At 71.8% G+C, this 20,930-nt stretch carries 17 protein-coding genes and 1 pseudogene; 8 read left to right on the forward strand and 10 right to left on the reverse strand.

The features are described from left to right. Positions 1-97 precede the first annotated feature (97 nt). Positions 98-799, forward strand: a pseudogene (locus tag AB0F81_RS28810) (HAMP domain-containing sensor histidine kinase); the annotation flags it as partial. Between the two features lie 35 nt (positions 800-834). After that, positions 835-1,311: a hypothetical protein gene (locus tag AB0F81_RS28815; protein ID WP_360202204.1), complete on the forward strand. Its 477-nt coding sequence runs from the start codon at positions 835-837 to the stop codon at positions 1,309-1,311. Here the strand turns inward: AB0F81_RS28815 and AB0F81_RS28820 are convergent, their stop codons facing one another. Continuing rightward, complete coding sequence (locus tag AB0F81_RS28820; RefSeq protein WP_360202206.1) at positions 1,312-2,082, reverse strand: DUF5995 family protein; 771 nt, start codon at positions 2,080-2,082, stop codon at positions 1,312-1,314. A gap of 174 nt (positions 2,083-2,256) precedes the next feature. Further along, positions 2,257-5,073 (reverse strand): AAA family ATPase, encoded by a 2,817-nt coding sequence (locus AB0F81_RS28825; protein WP_360202208.1) that lies wholly within the window; start codon positions 5,071-5,073, stop codon positions 2,257-2,259. A gap of 175 nt (positions 5,074-5,248) precedes the next feature. Between AB0F81_RS28825 and AB0F81_RS28830 the strand changes: the two genes are divergently transcribed. The 4 genes from AB0F81_RS28830 to AB0F81_RS28845 all read left to right on the forward strand — a co-directional run bounded on the left by AB0F81_RS28830 (position 5,249) and on the right by AB0F81_RS28845 (position 12,033). Beyond that, a complete protein-coding gene (locus tag AB0F81_RS28830; protein WP_360202210.1) occupies positions 5,249-5,857 on the forward strand; it encodes an adenylate/guanylate cyclase domain-containing protein in 609 nt (202 codons plus the stop codon). Between the two features lie 114 nt (positions 5,858-5,971). Then, entirely contained in the window at positions 5,972-8,053 is a 2,082-nt protein-coding gene (locus tag AB0F81_RS28835; RefSeq protein WP_360202212.1) for a DNA topoisomerase IV subunit B, read from the forward strand. 14 nt (positions 8,054-8,067) lie between these two features. Beyond that, positions 8,068-10,590 (forward strand): DNA topoisomerase IV subunit A, encoded by a 2,523-nt coding sequence (locus AB0F81_RS28840; RefSeq protein ID WP_360202214.1) that lies wholly within the window; start codon positions 8,068-8,070, stop codon positions 10,588-10,590. A 207-nt stretch (positions 10,591-10,797) separates the two neighbouring features. Beyond that, positions 10,798-12,033 carry a BtrH N-terminal domain-containing protein gene (locus AB0F81_RS28845; RefSeq protein ID WP_360202216.1) on the forward strand — a complete coding sequence of 412 codons (1,236 nt, stop codon included), beginning with the start codon at positions 10,798-10,800 and terminating at the stop codon, positions 12,031-12,033. On the opposite strand, the gene AB0F81_RS28850 is transcribed toward AB0F81_RS28845, so the two are convergent. Beyond that, on the reverse strand, positions 12,014-13,045 hold the full coding sequence (locus AB0F81_RS28850; RefSeq protein ID WP_360202218.1) for a sigma-70 family RNA polymerase sigma factor: 1,032 nt from the start codon (positions 13,043-13,045) through the stop codon (positions 12,014-12,016). The genes AB0F81_RS28845 and AB0F81_RS28850 overlap by 20 nt on opposite strands. A 271-nt stretch (positions 13,046-13,316) precedes the next feature. Then, entirely contained in the window at positions 13,317-13,760 is a 444-nt protein-coding gene (locus AB0F81_RS28855) for a MarR family transcriptional regulator (RefSeq protein WP_360202220.1), read from the reverse strand. A gap of 72 nt (positions 13,761-13,832) precedes the next feature. Between AB0F81_RS28855 and AB0F81_RS28860 the strand changes: the two genes are divergently transcribed. Beyond that, on the forward strand, positions 13,833-14,207 hold the full coding sequence (locus AB0F81_RS28860) for a cupin domain-containing protein (RefSeq protein WP_360202222.1): 375 nt from the start codon (positions 13,833-13,835) through the stop codon (positions 14,205-14,207). A 364-nt stretch (positions 14,208-14,571) separates the two neighbouring features. Here the strand turns inward: AB0F81_RS28860 and AB0F81_RS28865 are convergent, their stop codons facing one another. Beyond that, positions 14,572-15,531: an aldo/keto reductase gene (locus AB0F81_RS28865; protein WP_360202224.1), complete on the reverse strand. Its 960-nt coding sequence runs from the start codon at positions 15,529-15,531 to the stop codon at positions 14,572-14,574. Between the two features lie 177 nt (positions 15,532-15,708). Between AB0F81_RS28865 and AB0F81_RS28870 the strand changes: the two genes are divergently transcribed. Then, positions 15,709-16,203 carry a hypothetical protein gene (locus tag AB0F81_RS28870; RefSeq protein WP_360202226.1) on the forward strand — a complete coding sequence of 165 codons (495 nt, stop codon included), beginning with the start codon at positions 15,709-15,711 and terminating at the stop codon, positions 16,201-16,203. A 1-nt stretch (position 16,204) separates the two neighbouring features. On the opposite strand, the gene AB0F81_RS28875 is transcribed toward AB0F81_RS28870, so the two are convergent. The 5 genes from AB0F81_RS28875 to AB0F81_RS28895 all read right to left on the reverse strand — a co-directional run bounded on the left by AB0F81_RS28875 (position 16,205) and on the right by AB0F81_RS28895 (position 20,861). Further along, positions 16,205-16,405 carry a hypothetical protein gene (locus AB0F81_RS28875; RefSeq protein ID WP_360202228.1) on the reverse strand — a complete coding sequence of 67 codons (201 nt, stop codon included), beginning with the start codon at positions 16,403-16,405 and terminating at the stop codon, positions 16,205-16,207. Between the two features lie 54 nt (positions 16,406-16,459). After that, the gene (locus AB0F81_RS28880; protein WP_360202230.1) at positions 16,460-17,266 is read right to left on the reverse strand and encodes a class I SAM-dependent methyltransferase; all 807 of its coding nucleotides are present in this window, start codon (positions 17,264-17,266) and stop codon (positions 16,460-16,462) included. Next, positions 17,263-18,579, reverse strand: coding sequence for a GH1 family beta-glucosidase (locus tag AB0F81_RS28885; protein ID WP_360202232.1), 1,317 nt, complete (start codon positions 18,577-18,579; stop codon positions 17,263-17,265). The genes AB0F81_RS28880 and AB0F81_RS28885 overlap by 4 nt, the downstream gene beginning before the upstream one ends. Positions 18,580-18,644: 65 nt before the next feature. Continuing rightward, the gene (locus AB0F81_RS28890) at positions 18,645-19,652 is read right to left on the reverse strand and encodes an ABC transporter ATP-binding protein (RefSeq protein WP_360202234.1); all 1,008 of its coding nucleotides are present in this window, start codon (positions 19,650-19,652) and stop codon (positions 18,645-18,647) included. 150 nt (positions 19,653-19,802) lie between these two features. Further along, entirely contained in the window at positions 19,803-20,861 is a 1,059-nt protein-coding gene (locus AB0F81_RS28895; RefSeq protein ID WP_360202236.1) for an ABC transporter permease, read from the reverse strand. Positions 20,862-20,930 lie beyond the last annotated feature (69 nt).

A 20,930-nucleotide genomic window follows, 5' to 3' on the forward strand; every position in this document is an offset into this window, starting at 1 on the left:
GGCTGCAGCCCGCGGTGAAGCTGGCGGTGGCCGGTGATGTCGACGGTGACGGCCGGGCGGAGATCGTGGTGGCGGCGGATGCGCCGGGTAGTGCTAGACCAGCGAGGGCCGCGAGCGCGACTTCCTGTTGTCGGTCTCCCACGAGTTGCGTACGCCGCTGGCCACCATCCGCGGGTACGCCGAAGCGCTCGCCGACGGGGTGATCGCCGAGGACGGTACGCAGCGGGCCGGGGCCACCATGCTCGCTGAGGCGAACCGTCTCGACCGGCTGATCTCCGACCTGCTCGTGCTGGCCCGGCTGGAGGCCGCCGACCTGCCGCTCGACATCGTCACGGTGGACCTGGTCGAGCTGGTCCGCGAGGCCGGCGCGGCGTGGACCACCCGATGCGCCCCGGACGGTCCCCGCCTCGTCCTGGAGCTCGCCGAGCGGCCGGTCACCGTGGACACCGACCCGGGCCGGATCCGGCAGGTGCTCGACGGCCTCTGCGAGAACGCGCTGCGCGTCGTCCCGGCCGGCGCGCCGCTGGTCCTCGCGGTCCGTGGCGGCGGCGACGGCGGGATCGTCGAGGTCCGGGACGGCGGCCCCGGCTTCACCGACGACGACCTGGCGGTGGCCTTCGACCGGGGCGAGCTGAACCGGCGTTACCGCGGCATCCGGTCGGTCGGCAGCGGGCTCGGCCTGGCGCTCGCGGCACGGCTGGTGAGCCGGCTCGGCGGGCGGATCAGCGCCGGGCACGCCCCCGAGGGCGGGGCGATGTTCACGGTGGAGCTTCCTTACCGGACCCGAACAATCGCCTGACACCGTTCGAGCCGGCGGCGCCCAGGATCCGGTGCATGACTCGTACCCGCATCGCTGTGACCCTCTGCCTCTCCGCCGCGCTCGCCCTGACCGGCTGTGGCGCACCGCAGGCCGCGTCCTCCGTCCCGGCCGCGGCCGGGACGGAGGAGGACGTGGACCTCGATCTTGTCGCGATGGAGGAGGCCGGCCTCGATCAGCAACGCGACCGCCCCGGCGCGCTGCGTAAGTACATGCGCCGGAACACCCTGCACGGTGAGGTGACGGTGCAGGCGAAGGACGGAGTGCGCACCCTGGTCGTCCAGCGCGGCAAGATCACCGCGGTGAGCGACTCGGGCATCACCGTCGAATCCACCGACGGCTTCCGGCAGGCCTGGAGTTACGGCGACCCGCTGCGGATCAGGCAGGACCGCAAGGCCGCCGAGCGGACCGTGCTGCGCACCGGCGTCCAGGTCGGCGTGGGCGGCCTCCGCGACGGCGACGTCACCCGGGCCCGGCTGATCCTGGTGCAGTAGTCACTGCAGGAAGTCCGCGAACGGGGAGAGCAGCAGCTTGCCGAGGCCGGTGGCGGTCTTGTCGAGCCGGCGCCGCTCCTTGTCCAGCGCGATCATGTCGTGCCGGATCGCCCAGACCTTCTGCGCGTTGCGCCACGCGACATTGCGCGTGTACTCCACCATCTCGCCCTGCCACCAGTCGTCCAGGTCGCCGTTCATCGTGTCGATGAGCAGCTGCCACCTGTCCAGGTAACCCCGGCGCAGGCCCGGGATCTCCTCCGCGAAGATGTCGTTGACCTGCAGGTAGTCGTGGTGCTGGTCGCTGCCGTCGATCGGGTCGCTGCCCAGGTGGTCGAAGGTGGTGACCAGGGCGAACGGCAGGTCGAAGTTGATGTGCGCGTTGACGCCCGCGACGGCGGACGGCAGCGGGCGGGCATCCGGGCCCGGGACGCGGCAGAACAGGCCGGCCCAGACGCCGGGACAGGCCGGGCTGGCCTCGGTCCAGTAGCGCAGGGCGTCGAAATAGCGTGCCGCGAACTCCACGTCCAGCCGGGACAGGAACGCCGGGTCCTTGAACTTGCCGGCGTAGAGACGCTCCAGCACGTTCTCGGTGATGGTCAGGTAGAGCTTGTTGAAATCGGCCAGCGGGTTGCTGTGCAGCAGCGGCGGCACACGGCACAGGACTTCCTGCAGCTGGGCGAGCTGGTCGACCACGGCGGGCACGTCGTCGGGGTGCTGTTGCAGGATGTCGTGCATCTCCTGCTGCACCGGGCCCCAGATGGGCTGGGTCATCGGATCCTCCACGGGTGATGCAGAAATGCGGAGGGCCCCCAGCACCGCCCGGCGGCGCGAACCACCGGGCGGTGCTCCCCCGTGCGCAACAGCCTTCCATCGGGGGTCCGCCGTGGGATCGGTAGAACGACGTATTCCTTGTACGTATGTCACGCGGAGATAACGATTGCCTGGTCAGGCCGCTGTTAGATAGACGCGACTTGCTTGCACGCGGGTACGCACCTGGAGCTTGTCGAAGATGTGCCCCAAATGGACACCCACCGTCCGCTCGCTGATGAAGAGCTTCTCACCGATCTCGCGATTGGTCAGCCCCTCAGCCACCGCGGCCAGCACCTCACGCTCGCGGCCGGTCAGCGCCGCCAGCTCGTCGGTGACCTGCTCCGGCGCCGCCATCGGCATGGTCGGCGTGTCGTCGGCGAGAGAGACCCGGAAACGCTGGGCCACCCCGCGGATCTCGTTCGCGAACGGGCGGGCGCCCATCGCGGTGGCCGTCGCGTACGCCTGCCGCAGCCCGGCGATCGCGGTCGCCCGCCGGGCCTTGCGGTGCAGCACCGCCTCGGCGTGGCGCAGCCGCGAGTACGCCGCCGGGTACGGCTGCTGGCGCCGGTCCCAGATCGCGGCCGCCCGGGCCCACGGCTCCGGGTCGTGCCGGTTCTCGATCCGGCTCAGCTCGGCGGCGCACAGGTCCAGGTAGCCGTCGACCACGGCGCGGGCCGCCCCGGCGTTGTTCACCCCGTCGGCCAGCCGGTCCCGGACCGTCTTCAGCCGGCGCAGCGCACCCGGATCGACCGGCTTGCCGGCGGCGTGCGCCTCCGCCTCGGCGCGCAGGCCGTGCCAGGCCAGCACGCCGAGCAGCACCATGTCGTCGGAGCGGGTCTCGGTGAGCCCGCGCTGCACCGCCGCCCGCGCCTCGGCGTGCTCGCCTTTCCACATGGCCAGGCCGGAGCGCAGGGTCAGCATCGGGAGCACGTGCTTGGCGCCGCCGCCGGCCAGCAGCGTCGAGGCGGCGTCGAGGTCACGGCTCGCGCTCTCCAGCTCGCCGAAGCCGACCAGCAGCCGGCACCGCGCGAGCAGCAGCTCCACCGCGTCGGCGCCGGACGGGCGGTGCCGCATCGCGGTGTCCAGCACCGCGTCGGCCTCCGCCCACTGGCCGACCCGGAACAGGCCGTTGGCGGCGATGGCGAGCAGCCGCGTCTGGTAGGTCCGGCCGACGCCCAGCTTGGCCAGCCGGTCCGCGCCGCGGCGGGCCACCAGCACGCCCTCCTCGATGCTGTTCAGCGGGCCGGTGAGCAGCTCGGCCAGGTGCAGATAGGCCACGCCCAGGTCGTCCGGGTGGCCGGAGCGCTCGGCGATCTCCACGGCGTGCCGGATGACGGCCAGGCCGGCGTCCGGGTCCTCCCGGAAAGCCGAGCTGAACCCGAGGGCGGCACTGGCCCGCACCAGGTCGGCGGTGGAGCCGTCCACCGCCGCCAGCTCCAGGGCCTCGCGGGCCCGCTGGTTGGCGTCGGCGTACCGGCACAGGTGCAGCAGCAGCTCGGCGAGGCAGGCGGCGGCCGTCGCCCGCTGCGCGGGGGAGCAGTCGGCAGCCTGCAGCGCCCGCTCGTACTCCGTCTCGGCGGGTGCGGAGCGGCCGGCGGCGGCCAGGTAACGGGCCCGGCGCAGGTGCAGGTCGCACTGGCCGGGCGCGTCCGGGCGGCCGGCCAGCTCCTCCAGCCGGGCCAGCGCCAGCAGGTGCTCGCCGCACTGGTGGGCCGACTCGGCGGCGTGCCCGAGCAGCTCGGTGCGCTCCTTGTCGTCCTCGGTGGTGATCTGCAGCGCGATGGTCCAGTAGCGGTGCGCCTCGGCGAAGCCGTACAGCCCCTCGGCGGCGCGGGCGGCGGCGATCACCGGCGGCAGCGCCCGGGAGAGCACCCCGGCCCGCTGCCAGTGGAAGGCCAGGCGGGCGTGGTCGGGTTCGCCGCCGGCCGCCTCCAGCGCCTCCGCGTAACGCCGGTGCAGGGCGGCCGCCTCGGCGGGCAGCACCTCCTGCTCCAGGACCTCGGCCACCAGCCGGTGCCGCAGCCGGTAACCGTCGCCGTCGCTGGCCACGAACCGGTGCGCGACCGCGGCCCGGATCGCCTCGATCAGCTGGTCCTCGGGCAGTGGCACGACCCGCGAGAGCACCGCGTGGTCCACCGGCTCCACCCCGGCGGCCAGCGCGTGCACCACGGCGTGCGCGTTGGCCGGCAGCTCGTCCACCCGGGACAGGAAGATCTCGCGCAGCGTGTCGGACAGCTCCACCCGGCCGTCGCGCAGGTCACGGGCCAGCTCCTCGGCGACGAACGGGTTGCCGCCGCTGCGCTTGTAGACCCGGTCGGCGTCCTCGGTCGCCACGCTCGCCCCGGCGATCGAGGAGACCAGCTCGCGGGTGTGCTCCTGGTTGAGCGGGGCCAGGTCGACCACCCGCACCGAGCGCAGCCGGCGCAGCTCGGCCAGGACGCGGCGCAGCGGGTGGGTGCCGTGCAGCGCCTCGGCCCGGATCGCGGCGAGCACCGAGACCCGCACGTCACCGAGGCCGGCGAGCAGGTAGAGCAGCAGCTGGCGGGTGCTGCGGTCGGCCCACTGCAGGTCGTCGAGGACCAGCAGCAGCCGCTGGTCACCGGCGATCGCCCGCAGGTCGCGCGAGACCCGGTCGAGCAGGGCGCCGGCGTCGTCGGCGGTCCCGGTGCCGGGCGCCGCCAGGCTCGGATCGTGCCGGCGCAGCGCCTGCAGCACCGGGTGCAGCGGTGAGGCGTCGCCGATGTCCAAACAGGTGCCGAACAGCACGGCGAAGCCCGACCCGCGCAAGGCGTCGGCGGTTTCGCGCAGCAACCGGCTCTTGCCGACACCGCTCTCCCCGGTCACGAAGACCGCGGCTGTCCCACCGGGACCGACGTCGCGCAGGTTGGACTGGATGTCGGCCAGCGTGCCGGTGCGCCCGACAAGCGGCCCCTCGTCCCCCTGGCTGGCCATGAACGGCAGCCTAATGCGAATCGGCCTACCACGTTGTCGTCGGTTCGGACTGTTCTGCGTCACAAAAATGACGGGCACCGATGCTGTCAGAGATACGTCGTTCTGCGGATCCGTACGTTGTCCCGGGCTGGCACCGTACTCCCGGTCAACGCAGTGATCTGGGGGAGCGTGAGACATGACCACCATCACCATGGCCGATCAGGAGCGGCGCCAGAACGTGACCGTGCTGTTCATCGACATCGTCGGCTTCACCGCTCTGGTGGACCGGCTGGACTGCGCGGAGGTGCGTGCGCTGCAACGGGACTACTTCTCGACGGTGTCCGGTGTGGTCCGCGACTGCGGCGGGATCGTGGAGAAGTACGTCGGGGACGCGGTGATGGCGGTGTTCGGCGCCGGCGCGGACGACTTCGGTCCGGAAGCGGCCGCCGCGGCGGTGCAGGCGGGCCTGTCGGTCCAGGAGGCGTTGAGGGGGCGTCTCCTGGCCGGCAGGTTCCCGATCCGGACCCGGGTGGGACTCGCCACCGGAGAGGTGATCGTCGACACGTTGGCGGCGTTCGACGGCGGTTACGGGATGATCAGCGGCAGCGTGGTGAGCACCGCGGCCCGGTTGCAGGCGTACGCGCCGCACGACACGGTGGTGGTCTGCTCGGCGACCCGGGAGGTCACCGACGAACTGATCGCCTACCAGGAGTTACCGCCGGTCTCGGTGCCGGGCAAGTCTTACCCGCTGGACCTGTGGCGGGCCCTGCAGCCTCAGGCGGCACCGCTGGCCGCAGTGGCGTAGCGCCCCGATATCGTACGCTTTATCCCGTTTTCGGCTACAGGGTGGTCTAGACCTGGCTCGCCTGGGGCAGAAGTGTCGTAGGCGCCGGGTAGGCTCGCGCCGTCTTGACCACCCATGGCCGATCGGGAGTGCCGCCTCGTGACCGCACAGCCAGAGACCTTGTACGGGGCTGACGACCTCACGCACCTGGAAGGGCTGGACGCTGTCCGGAAACGCCCAGGCATGTACATCGGGTCGACCGACAGCCGGGGCATCAACCACCTGGCCAACGAGATCATCGACAACTGCACCGACGAGGGCGTCGGCGGGCACGCGACCAAGATCGCGGTGATCCTGCACGCCGACGGCTCGGTGCAGGTCGACGACGACGGCCGGGGCATCCCGACCGATGTGCACGCCAAGTCCGGCCTCAGCGGCGTCGAGCTGGTGCTCACCCGCCTGCACGCCGGCGGCAAGTTCGGCGGCTCGGGCTACAAGACGTCCGGCGGCCTGCACGGCGTCGGCGCCTCCGCGGTCAACGCGCTCTCCCTGCGCTTCGACGTCACCGTCAAGCGTGACGGCAAGGTGCACGAGATCTCCTTCCAGCGCGGCGTGCCCGGCGTCTTCGACGGCCCCGGGCCGGACGCGTCGTTCACCCGCGAGCCCGGCCTGCGGGTGGTCCGCCGGATGAAGCGGGGCGAGCCCTCCGGCACCTCGATCCGGTACTGGTACGACGCCCGCTATTTCGAGACCGGCGCCCGGCTCGACGTCGACGCCGTGCGGACCAAGCTGCGCAACACCGCGTTCCTGGTCCCCGGCGTTCAGTACACGCTCTTCGACGCCGGAGCCGAGGAGCCGGCCACCGAGGCCTTCCACTACCCCAACGGGCTCACCGACATGGTGGAGTTCCTCACCCCGTCGGGTGACAAGCCGGTCTCCGGCGTCCTGGTCGTCACCGGCGAGGGGACCTACAAGGAGAACGCCGCCGACGCCAACGGCGTCATGCAGTCCAACGTGGTGCGCCACGCCCAGATCGAGGTCGCGTTCCGCTGGGGCACCGGTTACGAGCGCACCGTCGAGTGCTTCACCAACACGATCCGCAACGTGCACGGCGGCACCCATCGCAAGGGCTTCGAGCGGGCCCTGGTGCGCGCGCTCACCGAGGCCGTCCGCAACGCCCGTGGCCTGCTCAAGCCCAAGGAGGAGCCGCCCGTCCTGGACGACTTCCTGGAGGGCATGACCGCGGTCATCCACGTGCGGGTGCCGGAGCCGCAGTTCACCTCGCAGACCAAGGACGAGCTGTCCACCGCCGGCATCACCCGGGTGATGCAGGGCCTCGTCGAGTCCTACCTGAAGGAGTGGATCGACGGCCGGCGCACCAAGGCCGAGGCCCGCACCGTCCTGCAGAAGGTGGTGGACGCCGCCCGCGTCCGGCTCACCCAGAAACAGCAGAAGGACGCGGCCCGCCGCAAGACCGCCCTGGAGGGCGCGTCGATGCCGGCCAAGCTGGTCGACTGCCGGGCGATCGGCATCGACCGCTCCGAGCTGTTCATCGTGGAGGGCGACTCGGCCCTCGGCACCGCCCGGATGGCCCGCTCCTCGGAGTACCAGGCGCTGCTGCCGATCCGCGGCAAGATCCTCAACGTGCAGAAAGCCAGCCTCCAGCAGGTCCTGGACAACGCCGAGTGCTCGGCGATCGTGCAGGTGCTGGGCGCCGGCTCCGGGCGCACCTTCGAGATCGGCAACATGCGCTACGGCCGGGTCATGATCATGGCGGACGCCGACGTCGACGGCTCGCACATCCGGACCCTGCTGATCACGCTCTTCGCCAAGTACATGCGGCCGGTCATCGAGCACGGCCGGCTCTTCGCCGCCATGCCGCCGCTGCACAAGGTGGTCACCAAGGGCCGCAACTCGGAGACCATCTTCACCTACACCCAGCAGGAGATGGAGAGCACCGTCGCCCGCATCGAGCGCGACGGCCGCCAGGTGCAGAAACCGGTGCCCCGGTTCAAGGGTCTCGGCGAGATGGACGCCGACGAGCTGTGGGAGACCACGATGAACCCGGCCGCCCGCACCGTCCGGCGGATCACCATCGAGGACGCTGAGCGCGCCGAGGCGACGCTCGAGCTGCTGATGGGTGAGCGGGTCGAGCCCCGGAAGAACTGGTTGATCGAGGCCGCCGGCCGGATCGACCAAGAGACGATCGACGCCTGAGAGGTTCACTACCAATGGCACGCCGCAAGAACGAGAGCCGCCGCGTCGACCTGTCCGCCTTCGACCAGGCCGGGGCCCGGGTCATCGACAACCCGCTCACCACCGAGGTCGAGGACTCGTACCTGGAGTACGCGTACTCCGTGATCCACTCCCGGGCGCTGCCGGACGCGCGGGACGGTCTGAAGCCGGTGCACCGGCGGATCCTCTGGTCGATGTCGGAGCAGGGTCACCGCCCCGACCGGGCCTATGTGAAGTCCGCCCGGGTGGTCGGCGACGTGATGGGTAAGTACCACCCGCACGGCGACGTCGCGATCTACGACGCCCTGGTCCGGCTCGCCCAGGACTTCTCGCTGAACACCCCGCTCATCGACGGGCACGGCAACTTCGGCTCGCCCGACGACGGCCCGGCCGCCGCTCGATACACCGAGGCCCGCATGTCGCGCGAGGCGATGCTGCTGGTCGGTGAGCTGGGTGAGGGCACCGTCGACTTCAAGCCCACCTACGACGGCTCCGACCTGGAGCCCAAGGTGCTGCCGGCGGCCTTCCCGAACCTGCTGGTCAACGGCACGTCCGGGATCGCGGTCGGGATGGCGACCAACATGATCCCGCACAACCTCGGCGAGGTGGTCGCGGCCGCCCGGCACCTGATCACCAACCCGGAGGCCGACCTCGACGAGCTGATGCGGTTCGTGCCCGGCCCCGACCTGCCCACCGGCGGCCAGCTGCTCGGCCTCGACGAGGTGCGCCGGGCGTATGAGACCGGTCGTGGCGTGGTGCGCATGCGGGCCCGGGCCCAGACCGGTCTGCTCGAGGGCGGGCGCGGCCGGCAGGCGATCACCGTCACCGAGCTGCCGTACGGCGTCGGCACCGAGAAGATCATCGAGGCGATCACCGACGAGGTGAAGGGCAAGATGATCACCTCGGGTCCGCGGCGCGGCCAGCGTCAGGCGGCCCGCCTGCAGGGCATCGCCGACGTCAAGGACCTCACCGACCGCGAGCACGGCACCCGTCTCGTCATCGAGTGCAAGGTCGGCGTTAACCCGCAGGCGCTGCTCGCCGACCTCTACCGGCTCACCCCGCTGGAGAGCTCGTTCGGCATCAACAACCTGGTGCTGGTCGACGGGCAGCCGCGCACCCTCGGGCTCAAGGCGCTGCTGGAGGTCTTCGTCCAGCACCGCTACGAGGTGGTCACCCGGCGGACGACGTACCGGCGCAACAAGCGGGCCGACCGGCTGCACCTGGTCGACGGCCTGCTGATCGCCCTGATCGACATCGACCGGGTGGTCGCGCTGATCCGGGCCAGCGACGACGCCGCGTCCGCCAAGGCCGGCCTGATGAGCGAGTTCGGGCTCTCCGACATCCAGGCGACCTACATCCTGGACACCCCGCTGCGCCGGCTCACCCGCTTCGACCGGATCGAGCTGGAGACCGAGCAGGAGCGGCTGCGCAACGAGATCGCCGAGCTGGACCGCATCCTGCAGAACGAGGACGTGCTCAAGCAGGTGGTCTCCGACGAGCTGGCCGAGGTGGCCGCCGAGTTCGGCCGGCCCCGGCACACCACGCTGATCGACGGCGACCTCAAGGAGGTGCTGGCCGCCTCGGTGCCGGCCGGTCCGCTCGAGGTGGCCGACGACCCGTGCCAGGTGATCCTCTCCGCGACCGGGCTGATCGCCCGGACCGCCGCCGAGAGCGAGGAGTCGACCGAGGCGCGCCGGCGCAGCGGCCGGGTCAAGCACGACGCGGTCCGCGCGGTCATCCACTCCACGGCCCGCGGGCGGATCCTGCTGGTCACCAACCGGGGCCGGGCGTTCAAGACCGACGTCCTGCCGCTGCCGGTGCTGCCCGAGCAGTCCGGCACGGTCTCGCTGCGCGGCGGCATGTCCGCCTCCGAGCTGGTGCCGCTGGAGAAGGGCGAGAAGGTCGTCGGGCTCGCCCCGCTCAACGGCGACGGGTCCCCGGGCATCGCGCTCGGCACCAAGTTCGGCGTGGTGAAGGTGTGCGCGCCGGAGTGGCCGGTCCGCTCCGACGAGTTCGAGGTGATCACCCTGAAAGAGGGTGACGAGGTCCTGCAGGCGACCTGGCTCACCGACGGCGCCGAGTCGCTGGTCTTCGTCACCTCCGACGCGTCGCTGCTGCGCTTCCCGGCCAAGCTGGTCCGCCCGCAGGGCCTCAAGGGCGGTGGCATGGCCGGCGTCAACCTCGCTGCCGGGGCCGAGGTGATCTCGTTCAACGCGGTCTCCACGTCCGACCCGGTGCACGGTGAGCCGATGGTCGTCACGTCGACCGGCACGCAGGTCAAGGTGTCGCCGTTCGCGTCGTACCCGGCGAAGGGGCGGGCCACCGGCGGTGTGCGGGTGCAGCGGTTCCTCAAGGGCGAGACGCGGCTCACGGTCGCCTGGGTGGGCCCGCGCCCGGTCGGCGCCAGCAACACCGGCGACCCGGTCGAGCTGCCGGAACCGGACGCCCGCCGGGACGGCTCGGGCAACGCGGTCATCATGGGCCCGCAGCTGATCGGTCACCTGATCGAGCGGGACTGACCGGGCCGCAGTGGTTAGGATGCTGGGCGGGCGGTCCCGTTCGCCCTACCCCTGACCGGCGGCCCACACCCGCCGGCGTCGCGGGGCGAAGGTGGTCTCCATGCCGTCGCGGGGCACTGGTCATGCCGGGCGTTCCCGATCCAGGCGGTGGCCGCGTCGCCGGTGTGGGCGGGCGCGCGGTGACGACCGCCGGCAGGGCAGACGACCATGACCACCCATCGCGACCTCAAGCGACTCGTCCGTGAGCGCGCCGCGCGGACCGGGGAGTCCTACACGACCGCGCGCCGCACCGTGCTCGCCAGGGCGGCCCGGCCCGGCCTGGTGCCGGGCTACGACACGTTCGGCGGCGGTGACCACCACGAGAGCACGCTGCTGGCGCATCTGCTCCGGCAGGCCGGCTCGCGCTACTCGGAGACGACCCTGTGCGGGCTCGCCGGCGGCGTCGGTTTCCTGTACGCCGTTTTCGCCTACACCGGGCTGCCGCCGATCCTCACGATCGTCGCCCAGCACCACCCCGAGCCGTGGGCCCCGGCGGCGCTGGACCGGCTCGGCATCGGCTACGAGATCCGGCACAACACCGCGGCCGCGCCCGCCCGCCGGGATCTCGACGCCCTGATCGGGGCGGGCCGCCCGGTGCTCTGCACGGTGGGCCGCGGCGGCCTGCCCTGGCACCAGCCGGCCGGCGCGCTCGACTCCGACCCGTACCGGGTGGTGGTGGCCGGCCGTGACGGCGACGAATACCTGGTCGAGGACCTGGCCGGCGCCCCGCACGTGGTCGCGGCCGACGTCTTCGCCGCGGCCTGGTCGGCGCACCGCAAGGGCCGGCACGAGCGGCTGGTGCTGTCCCCGCCGGCCGGCCCGGTCGACCTTCCGGCCGCGATGCGCTCCGCGATCGGCACCACCGTGGCGCACCTGACCGGCCCGGTGCTCGGCAACGCCTTCGACGCGAACATGGGTTTCTCCGGGATGGCGCGGCTGCTCGCCGACCTGCGGGACGAGCGGACGAAACGCGGCTGGGCACGCCGGTTCGCCGAGCCGGGCGCGCTCGCCTTCGCGCTGCTGCGCCTCTACGAGTGCCTGGAGTTGCGGTACACGGCGCCGGCCGGCACCCGCCCGCTCTACGCCGCCTTCCTCGACGAGGCCGCCGGAGTGCTGGCCGAGCCGGGGATCGGCCGGGCCGCCGATCTCTTCCGCGCCGCCGGTGAGCACTGGTCCGCGGTCGCCGCGACGGCACTGGACAACTGCCGCCCGGCCGGCGAGATCCTGGAGCGGCGGCTCTTCGCCCAGCTCACCGGCGCGCCGGTGCCGCCCGCGCCGAGCCCGGCCGAGTTGACCGGGCCCGGCGACCCGGGGGGGTTGCTGCGTGATCTCGCGGACCGGGTCGAGGCGGCCCTCACCGCCGAGCAGGCGGCGGTCGAGTCTCTCAGTGGCTATTCGGCGTAGCGGTCGAGGCGCGGATCGTCCGCGGGGATCTGGCGCAGGCCGGCGAGGAGTTCGCGCACCTCGTCGTCATCCCCGAAGGTGTCGGTCTGCGCCTACGCCCCCGGCAGCGGTTCGTAGTGGAGCCGGTCCTGATCCTCCGGCCACGGCTCGCCGACGCCGCTGAGCAGCAGCGTCCGCCCGGCCTGCGACTCGATCCGCATGCCGACGGCGGCCCGGAGTCCAGCGGCCGGCTCCGGCCGGTGTCGACCGCGATGTTCCGGTCCCGCTCGCCGTCGGTGAGCAGGAGCAGCCAGCTCTCCGACCTGGTCACCTGCGGGTAGGGCGCGCCGGTTCGCCGGTGCAGCACCCGCAGGCCGGGCGCGGCCCCGGCGCGCCAGGTGACCTCGTCGCCGTCGGTGCCGACCGCCGCCATCGCCGCGCGCGCCCGGTCCAGGGGGTATCCGGTCACCGTGGCGTAGCACTGCCGGCCGTCGTCGTCGGACCACAGCCACGAGTACGTGTTCGGCTGCAGCCCGGTGAACAGCTGCGCCGTGCGGCCGTCGACGGTGCCCGGATCCGGGCTGATGCCCGGGTCGGTGGCGATGCCGCGAGCCGGCCCGACCACCGACACCCGGCCCCGGACCAGCCCGTCCGCGGCCACGCCGGCGTACGCCCACCCGCCGGCTCGCCCCGGCAGCCGGTCCAGCGCCCGGGTCACCCCGCCGCTCTCGCCGGCGGCCGGAGCGACCAGATCCTGCGGGCGGGTCCCCTCAACTAGCCGCTCGTGCAGCGCGTCCCGGCGCCGATCCGATCGGCGCAGGTTGGCGCTGACCCGCCGGGCCACGCCGAGCAGCCACGGCAGTGCCGCCGCCGGAACCTCCACCTGCCGTCGCCAGGCGACCACGAACGTCTCGGCGACCACCTCGTCGGCCTGCTCCTCGGTCACCCGGCGCCGGGCGTACCGCAGCACCGCGGCCGCGTGCTCACGCCACAGCCGATTGAACTCTTCCTCCTGCGGCGAACTGCCCGCCACATCGCCCTCCTGTCGTAGACGGCTCCGATCAGGAAGGTGTCCGGCCGCGGGCCCGGCATTACCGCCGTCATCCCGCATCTTCGATGCGGCCTCCTCACCGCGGCGGCCCTCCATTTTCGCTGCGGCCTTCTCATCGCCGCGGGCCTCTCCCGCTGCGGCTCTACTTTTTCGCTGCGGCCTCCTCATCGCCGCGGCCCTCCTTTTCACCGCGGCCTTCCTTTCGTTGCGGCCTTCCCTTTCGGTACGCCGGACGTCGGGTGCCGCCGGTGGGCTACCAGGTGGGTCGGATGCGGCCGGGGGTGGCGAGGCGGGACAGCGCCGTGCGGAGCGCTGCCACCTGGGCGGGGGAGAGGGTCTGCGCCCACGGCCGCAGGGTCTCGTCGGCGGCCTCGTCGGCCGCTCGGGTGCAGGCGATGCCCCGGGCCGTCAGGACCAGCAGGCGCGCACGGGCATCGGCCGGGTGGGGCAGTCGCTCCACGTAGCCCTTGCGCACGAGTTCCTCGGCCATCTGGCTGGCGGCCTGCTTGGTGATCTCCAGATGCTCGGCCAGTTCGCTGATGGTGGCACCCGTGCCGGAGAGGCGGACGAACGCGAACCCATGGGCCGGCCGTAGATCGGTGAAGCCGCGGGCCCGTACCCCGGCGTCTATGCCGTCGACCAGCGCGCGTGCCGCGCTCAGCAGGAGCACCGGAAGGTCTTGAAGATCGTCGCGCACGGAAAGAGTTTGACACATCGGTCAAGCTGCTTGACTATTTGGTCAAGCAGCTTGACGAATTTTGGAGGGGCGATGCCGATCTATCGCAGTGCCGACGCCGTGCAGCACCGGTTGCACGGGACGGTCTTTCACGCCTACGCCTCGCCGTCCACCGGCAGCAAACAGCTGTGCACCTGGCGGATCGAGGTCGCCGCCGGCACGACCGGCGTGCCGCACCGGGTGGCCCGCGACGAGGTGCTGATCCTGTTCGCCGGCCGGCTGGCGGTCACTCTGGACGGTGCCGCAAGCGTCGTCGAGCCGTGCGACGTGCTGGTGATCCCGGCCGGCGCCGAGTTCCGCGTCGACAACGACGGGCCGGTGCCGGCCGAGGCGTGGGTGACCACCAGCGCGGGCTTCGAGGCCACCCTGCCCGACGGCACCACCATTACCCCACCCTGGGTGAGCTGACCCCCAGCGCCGTCCCCCGCCCGCGGAGGCAGCCCCGGCCGTCAGCCGAAGTCCGCGGCTGACGCCCAGCGTCGTCTCCGGCCTGCGGGGGCAGCGCTGGCGGTCAGCCGGTGTCCGCGGCTGACGCCCAGCGTCGTTTCTGGCCTGCGGGGGCAGCGCTGGCGGTCAGCCGGTGTCCGCGGCTGACGCCCAGCGTCGTCTCCGGCCTGCGGGGGCAGCGCTGGCGGTCAGCCTGTGTCCGCGGCTGGCGGCCAGTGTCGTCTCTGGCCTGCGGAGGCAGCGCTGGCGGTCAGCCGTGGGACTCGGCTGACGGCCAGTGTCGTCTGCGGCGCCCGGAGGCAGCGCTGGGTGACAGCCGGGGGTGTCAGCGGAGGGCGGCCACAGCGCGCAGCTCGTCAGCAGTCAACGGGCCCCGCGCCTCGGCCGCCACGCATTCGGCGAGCTCGGCACGGTTCTTGACGCCGAGCACGACCGTCGCCACCCCCGGGACGCTCAGCGCGTACCGATGGGCCAGCGATGCCGCGCTCTCGCCGAACTCCGCGGCCAGCTTGCGGAACGGCTCGGCGCGGACGAAGTCCGCAGCCGCCGGATGGCGCGGGTCCAGCGCGCGGTCCAGGGCATCGGTCAGCGACCCGGCCGCGACCGCTCGGATGCCGATCACCGGGACCTCGTGCGCGTTCGCCACCCGGAGGATCTCGTCGTTGTCCGGCCGGGCCCGGTCGCCGTAGACCCACATGTCGCCGTTGAGGTCCAGCGCGTTGACCACCACCTGGGCGGCGTCCGGCCGCGGCGTCTCCCGCAGCGCCTCCGTCACCGGCGAGGGGTGCCCGACCGCGGTGATCCCCCAGGCCCGGATCAGCCCCTCGTCCCGCAGCCGCACGAACTCGCCGATCACCTCGTCGCGGTAGACCTCCCAGCTGATGATGTCGTCCGGCGCCGGCGAACCGTCGCGCGGCCGCAGCTGGGTGTGCAGCAGGTACAGGTCGAGGTGCTCACGGCCGAGCAGGTCGAGGCTGTTGCGCAGGCTGGCACGGATCTGCCCGGGCACGTCGCCGAACCTCCCGTCCGGCAGCTGCACCTTCGACGTGATCATCACGTCCGAGCCGGGCCGGTCGCGCAGCGCCGCACCGGCCGCCCGCTCCGACTCGAAGTCGGATCCGTAGCTGGGCGCCAGGTCCAGCATGGTGATGCCCGCGTCGAGTGCCGCGTGGACGGTCGCCACCGCCTCGGCGCGGTCGGTGCTGCCCCACACGCCGCCGATGCCACCACCACCGAGAGTCAGCGCGCTGATCCGGCCGAGCCGTCCGAAGTTCCGCGTTTCCATGGTCGTCCTCCCCCAGTTCCGGTCGCTTCGTCATCGACCGTAGGACCTGGAGCGCGCTCCAGCTCAAGTCCCGGAACTGTTTCGGCGCGCCGTTGCCGCGAAGGTGTCCAGCAGGTGAATAATCCGTGCTCTCGCGCGCTGGAACAGGGAAGATGGCGCCGGCGGGAAGGGGGAGCGGTGGACGTCGTGGCGCAGTGGGTGAGCACCGAGTGGACCAGGCTCTCCCGAGGCGGCAAGGCCGCGGCACGCCGCAACGCGGCGCCGGTCGGTTTCCGCCTGCCGGCCCTGCGGGCCGGCGTCGTCCACGAGGTGTTGATGGCGGAGCGTAACGGTTTCGAGCCGGTGGAGTCGCTGGGCAGCGACCCGGCGGAGCGCGAGCCGAGCCTGGCCCGTTGCGGTCTGCGCCTGGTCCGGGCCGACGAGAGGGTACGGGTGGAGCTGCTGCCCGCCCGCGGAGCCCCCTCCCGGGACCGCCGCCCGTCAGGCGTCTGGCTCGAGCAGGGTCAGTGGCTGCGCTGGCAGGTTAACTTCCGGGTGACCTGGCCGCTGGTCCAGGGTGGACGGTCCGGTTACCGTCAGGACACCCTGAACATCGCGGTCGGCCCGGTGCACCCGGAGCTCTTCTTCGGCACGCCCACCTGGCACGTCGACGAGCGGGCGTTCCTGCGCTGAGTTACTTGCTGGGTTCGGGGACGTCGCAGGTGATCTTCGGGTTGACGCCCAGCCAGTTGAGCGGGCCGGCGATCGTGGTGACGATGACCGTGCCGGCCTCGGCGCAGCTCGCGTCGCCGTCGTCCTTGAAGTAACCGCGTTCGAAAGCGGCGACGACGCCGAGTACGAGCCAGATGACGACTATGACGGCACCGATACGCATCGGGGACCTCCTCTGCCGGGGGATGCGCGGCAGATACCCCGCAGCGGCTGATCTCTAAACAGCGCGCGCCTGGAGGGTGTAGGTGTGCGGCAGCCGTTCCGGCCTGTCGATCAGCTGGTACTCACCGCCCTCGATCGGCCGCATCCGGCCCGGCAGCGCGTCCCACGGCACCGACTGATGCTCCTCCAGACCGGTCAGGACGAGCCCGGCCTCCAGCACCGCGGTGACGATCTCGCCGAGCCCGTGGTTCCACTCGTGCGTGACGTTGTGCTGGAACTCGTGCTCGGTCGGCACATAGGTGCCGGCCTCGTCGTAGATCTGCGGCTGGGGCTGTTCGAAGTACGGCTCGGACAGGGTCAGGTCGTTGTCGAGCGTCCACAGCATCGGGTGCCCCTCGCGGATGAACAGCCGTCCGCCCGGTGCCAGCAGTGACGCCACGGTCCGTGCCCACCGCTTGATGTCCGGCAGCCAGCCGAGCGCCCCGATCCCGGTGTAGACCAGGTCGAACTCGCCGTCCAGGACGTCGCGCGCCGCGTAGACGTCGCTCTGCACGAACGGGATGTCGGCGCCGGCCCGGGCCGCGATGTCGCGAGCCTGCTCCAGCGAGGCGCCGGAGAAGTCCAGGCCGGTCATCGTGGCGCCGAGCCGGGACAGCGAGATCGTGTCGGTGCCGATGTGGCACTGCAGGTGAACCCCGCGCAGCCCGGCGATGTCACCGAGCCGCGGCAGGTCGAACCGGACCACGGAACTGAGGTGCGCCGGGTCGGCGATCAGTTCCCGCACGGGATAGCCGGGCGACGCCGCGTGCGCGGCTGCCCGCTCGTCCCAGTTGGCCCGGTTCACCTCGAGGTAGTCCGTCACGGGGTGGAGAGTATGCGATCCCGGAACCACAGCGCGCTCTGTTTGGGCGTACGCGTCTGGGTCTCGTAGTCGACGCGCACCAGGCCGAACCGTTTCGCGTAGCCCTCGGCCCACTCGAAGTTGTCCATGAGGGACCAGGCGAAATAGCCGCGCACGTCCGCGCCCTGGGCGCGGGCGGCGAAGGCTGCGTCGATGTGCTCCTTGAGGTACGCGGTCCGCTGCTCGTCGGCGACGAAGCCGGTCGGATCCGGGTGGTCCTCGAAGACCGCGCCGTTCTCGGTGACCACGAGCGGATACCCGTAGTCGCGGTGCAGCCGCAGCAGCAGCGTGGTGAACCGGTCCGGGGTGATCGGCCAGCCCAGGTCGGTGACCGGCGCGTCCGGCTTGATCTCCCGGATCACCGGCCGGCCGAGCGCGTCGACGGTGTTGCCGTCGAGGTCGGTGCCGGCGAAGTCCTGTCCGAAGTAGAAGTTCACGCCGAGCAGGTCGATCGGCGTAGAGATGATCTCCATGTCGCCGTCGCGTACCGGCAGCGCGTGGCCGCGGGCGGCGAGGTCCTCGACCACGTCCGCGGGATAGCGGCCGTGCCGCAGCGGGTCCAGGAAGATCCGCGCGACGTTGCCGTCCGCGCGCCAGGCCGCCGCCACGTCGATCGGATCGTCCGAGGCGGGCGTGGCCGTGCCGATGTTGAGCGCGATGCCCACCGTGTTCGACGGCGACCGCAGCTGCCGGGCCACCAGGCCGTGGCCGAGCAGCAGGTGGTGGGTGGCGGCGACGGCGGCCCCGAAGTCGCGCCGGCCCGGGGCGTGCACGCCGTGCTCGTAGCCGAGGTAGGCCACGCACCACGGCTCGTTCACCGTGCCCCAGTTGCGCACCCGGTCCTGCAACCGGTCGATGACCAGCGCGGAGAAGTCAGCGAACCGGTACGCGGTGTCCCGGTGCGGCCAGCCGCCGGCGTCCTCCAGCTCCTGCGGCAGGTCCCAGTGGTAGAGCGTCACCCACGGGTCGATCCCGGCGGCCAGCAGCTCGTCGACGAGCCGGTCGTAGAAGTCCAGGCCGGCCCGGTTGGCCGGGCCGCGGCCACCCGGCTGCACCCGGGTCCAGGACACCGAGAACCGGTACGCGTTCACGCCCAGACTCTTGATCAGCTGAACGTCGTCGGGCATCCGGTGATAGTGGTCGCAGGCGACGTCACCGGTCTCGCCGACCACGTCGCGGCTGAACGTGTCCCAGATGGACGGTGTCCGCCCGTCCTCCGCGGCCGCGCCCTCGATCTGGTACGCCGAGGTGGCCACGCCCCATGTGAATGACAACGAACTCTCCCGAACATAGTGAGGGCCGGTCCCGACGGCAGGGGACCGGCCCTCGGCCTAGGAAATCAGCCGACCGGTTGCGCGGTCGGGTGCAGCCAGCACGCCACGGTTCGCGTCGCACCGTCCGCGGCGTCCGGGTGGCCGAGCACCGGGATGTTGCCGGCGCACGGGTCGAACGCCTTGGGGCAGCGCGGGTGGAACGAGCAGCCGCTCGGCATGCCCTTCAGGTCCGGCGGGGAGCCGGGGATGCCGGTCAGCTCGCGGCGCGGTCCGCGCAGCGCCGGGAACGATCCGAGCAGACCCGCCGAGTACGGGTGCAGCGCGTCCCGGTAGATCGACGACGCCGGCGCCTCCTCGACGATCCGGCCGCCGTACATGATCGCGATCCGGTTCGAGAACTCGACCAGCAGCGACAGGTCGTGCGTGATGAAGATGACCGAGAAGCCGAGCCGCTCCCGCAACTCGATGAGCTGGCCCAGGATCTGCCGCTGCATCACCACGTCGAGCGCGGTGGTCGGCTCGTCCATGATGACCACCTGCGGTTGCAGGATCAGCGCCATGCCGATCATCACGCGCTGCCGCATGCCGCCGGAGAGCTGGTGCGGGTAGGCGTCCATCCGGTCCGGCGCGATCCCGACCAGTTTCAGCATCTCCCGGGCGCGGGCGTTGCGGCTGTGCTCGCTCATCTTCGGGTCGTGCGCCTTGAGCACGTCGGTCAGCTGGGTGGAGATCTTGTGCACCGGGTTCAGCGAGTTCATCGCGCCCTGGAACACGATCGCCGTCTCGTTCCACCGGAACTGCCGGAGCTGTCGGTCGGTCAGGCCCAGGACGTCGTACGGCTCCCCGGACGGAGGGTGGTAGATGACCTGTCCGCCGGTGATCACCCCGGGCGGGGGGAGGAGGCGGGTCATCCCGTACGCCAGGGTGGACTTGCCGGAGCCGCTCTCGCCGGCCAGGCCCAGCACCTCGCCGCGGTGCAGGGTCAGGTTGACGTCGCGGACCGCGCGTACCCCTTGGTCGCCCAGCCCGTAGCCGACGTTCAGGTTGCGGATCTCGATCACTGGCTCGCTCATGCCGTCACCTCCGCTGCGCTCCGGCGCCGACATGAGTCCGGACCTGAGCCGAATGATTCGCTCGCAAGCTCGCTCATGCCGTCACCTCCGCTGCGCTCCGGCGCCGACATGAGTCCGGAACTGAGCCGAATGATTCGTTCGCAAGCTCGCTCATTGCGCGACCTCCTGTTTCAACACCGGTGTCGGCCGGGCGTGGGTGTGCGGTTCGGGCGAGTTGCTGAGCACCGGGGTGAAGCCGATGCGCATCCGGACGGTCTGCCCGGTGGTCGTCTTCACCTTGGTCTTGCCGGCGCTGCGCAGGCGCGGGCTGACGAACTCGTCGATCCCGAAGTTGATCAGGGAGAGCGCGGTGCCGAGGATCGCGATGGCCAGACCGGCGGGCACGAACCACCACCAGGCGTTCTGGGCGAGCGCCTGCTGGCCCTGCGCCCAGAACAGGATGGTGCCCCAGTTCCAGGTGTTGGCCGAGGTGACGCCGATGAAGGCCAGGGTGATCTCGGAGAGCACCGCGAAGATGACCGTGCCGACGAACCCGGAGGCGATCACCGCGGTCAGGTTCGGCAGCAGCTCGAAGCCGATCACCCGCCAGGTGCGCTCACCGCTGGCCCGGGCCGCCTCGACGAAGTCGCGCCGGCGCAGCGACAGGGTCTGCGCGCGCAGCACTCGGGCGTTCCACGACCACGAGGTGAGGCCGATGACCAGGGCGATGAGCCAGTCCTCGGCGCTCTCCAGAGTGGACGTGATGATGATGATCAGCGGCAGTGCGGGGATCACCAGGAAGACGTTGGAGAGCGCGGAGAGGACCTCGTCGGTCTTGCCGCCGACGTAGCCGGCCGTCACGCCGATGATGACCGAGAGCACGGTGGCCACGATGCCGGCGAAGAAGCCGACGAAGATGACGCTGCGGGTGCCGGCCAGCAGCTGGCTGAACACGTCCTGGCCCAGGTGGGTGGTGCCCATCCAGTGCTCGGAGGAGGGCGGCTGCACCAGGTCGTTGCCGCGGGCACCCGGGTCGTACGGCGCGATCCACGGGCCGATGACCGCGAAGAGCAGGTAGATGCCGAGGATGACCAGGCCGGTGGCCGCCTTCTTGTTGGCGATGAACCGGAAGCGCTGCCGTTTGGCCTTGGTCGGCTTGCCGGTCTCCGGCTGCGCCATCGCGCCCTGTTCCGGGATGACCTGCTCGATGCTGGAGGTGGGAATCGTCACTGTGCCACCTCCGTGATGCCCTTCTGGCCCTCGCGTGCGAGGTCGAAGTTCGGTTCAGCTGGGTGCCGC

It is taken from the genome of Actinoplanes sp. NPDC024001 (genome assembly GCF_040638955.1).
In the GTDB taxonomy this organism is placed as follows: Bacteria; Actinomycetota; Actinomycetes; order Mycobacteriales; family Micromonosporaceae; genus Actinoplanes.

What these genes read in the sequence shown, in the direction of transcription:
- AB0F81_RS28840 (WP_360202214.1), top strand. Translation starts at nt 8,068, where the DNA reads ATGGCACGCCGCAAGAACGAGAGCCGCCGCGTCGACCTGTCCGCCTTC.
- AB0F81_RS28825 (WP_360202208.1), bottom strand. Translation starts at nt 5,073, where the DNA reads ATGGCCAGCCAGGGGGACGAGGGGCCGCTTGTCGGGCGCACCGGCACG.
- AB0F81_RS28815 (WP_360202204.1), top strand. Translation starts at nt 835, where the DNA reads ATGACTCGTACCCGCATCGCTGTGACCCTCTGCCTCTCCGCCGCGCTC.
- AB0F81_RS28865 (WP_360202224.1), bottom strand. Translation starts at nt 15,531, where the DNA reads ATGGAAACGCGGAACTTCGGACGGCTCGGCCGGATCAGCGCGCTGACT.
- AB0F81_RS28845 (WP_360202216.1), top strand. Translation starts at nt 10,798, where the DNA reads ATGACCACCCATCGCGACCTCAAGCGACTCGTCCGTGAGCGCGCCGCG.
- AB0F81_RS28830 (WP_360202210.1), top strand. Translation starts at nt 5,249, where the DNA reads ATGACCACCATCACCATGGCCGATCAGGAGCGGCGCCAGAACGTGACC.
- AB0F81_RS28820 (WP_360202206.1), bottom strand. Translation starts at nt 2,082, where the DNA reads ATGACCCAGCCCATCTGGGGCCCGGTGCAGCAGGAGATGCACGACATC.
- AB0F81_RS28835 (WP_360202212.1), top strand. Translation starts at nt 5,972, where the DNA reads ATGGCCGATCGGGAGTGCCGCCTCGTGACCGCACAGCCAGAGACCTTG.
- AB0F81_RS28875 (WP_360202228.1), bottom strand. Translation starts at nt 16,405, where the DNA reads ATGCGTATCGGTGCCGTCATAGTCGTCATCTGGCTCGTACTCGGCGTC.
- AB0F81_RS28860 (WP_360202222.1), top strand. Translation starts at nt 13,833, where the DNA reads ATGCCGATCTATCGCAGTGCCGACGCCGTGCAGCACCGGTTGCACGGG.
- AB0F81_RS28890 (WP_360202234.1), bottom strand. Translation starts at nt 19,652, where the DNA reads ATGAGCGAGCCAGTGATCGAGATCCGCAACCTGAACGTCGGCTACGGG.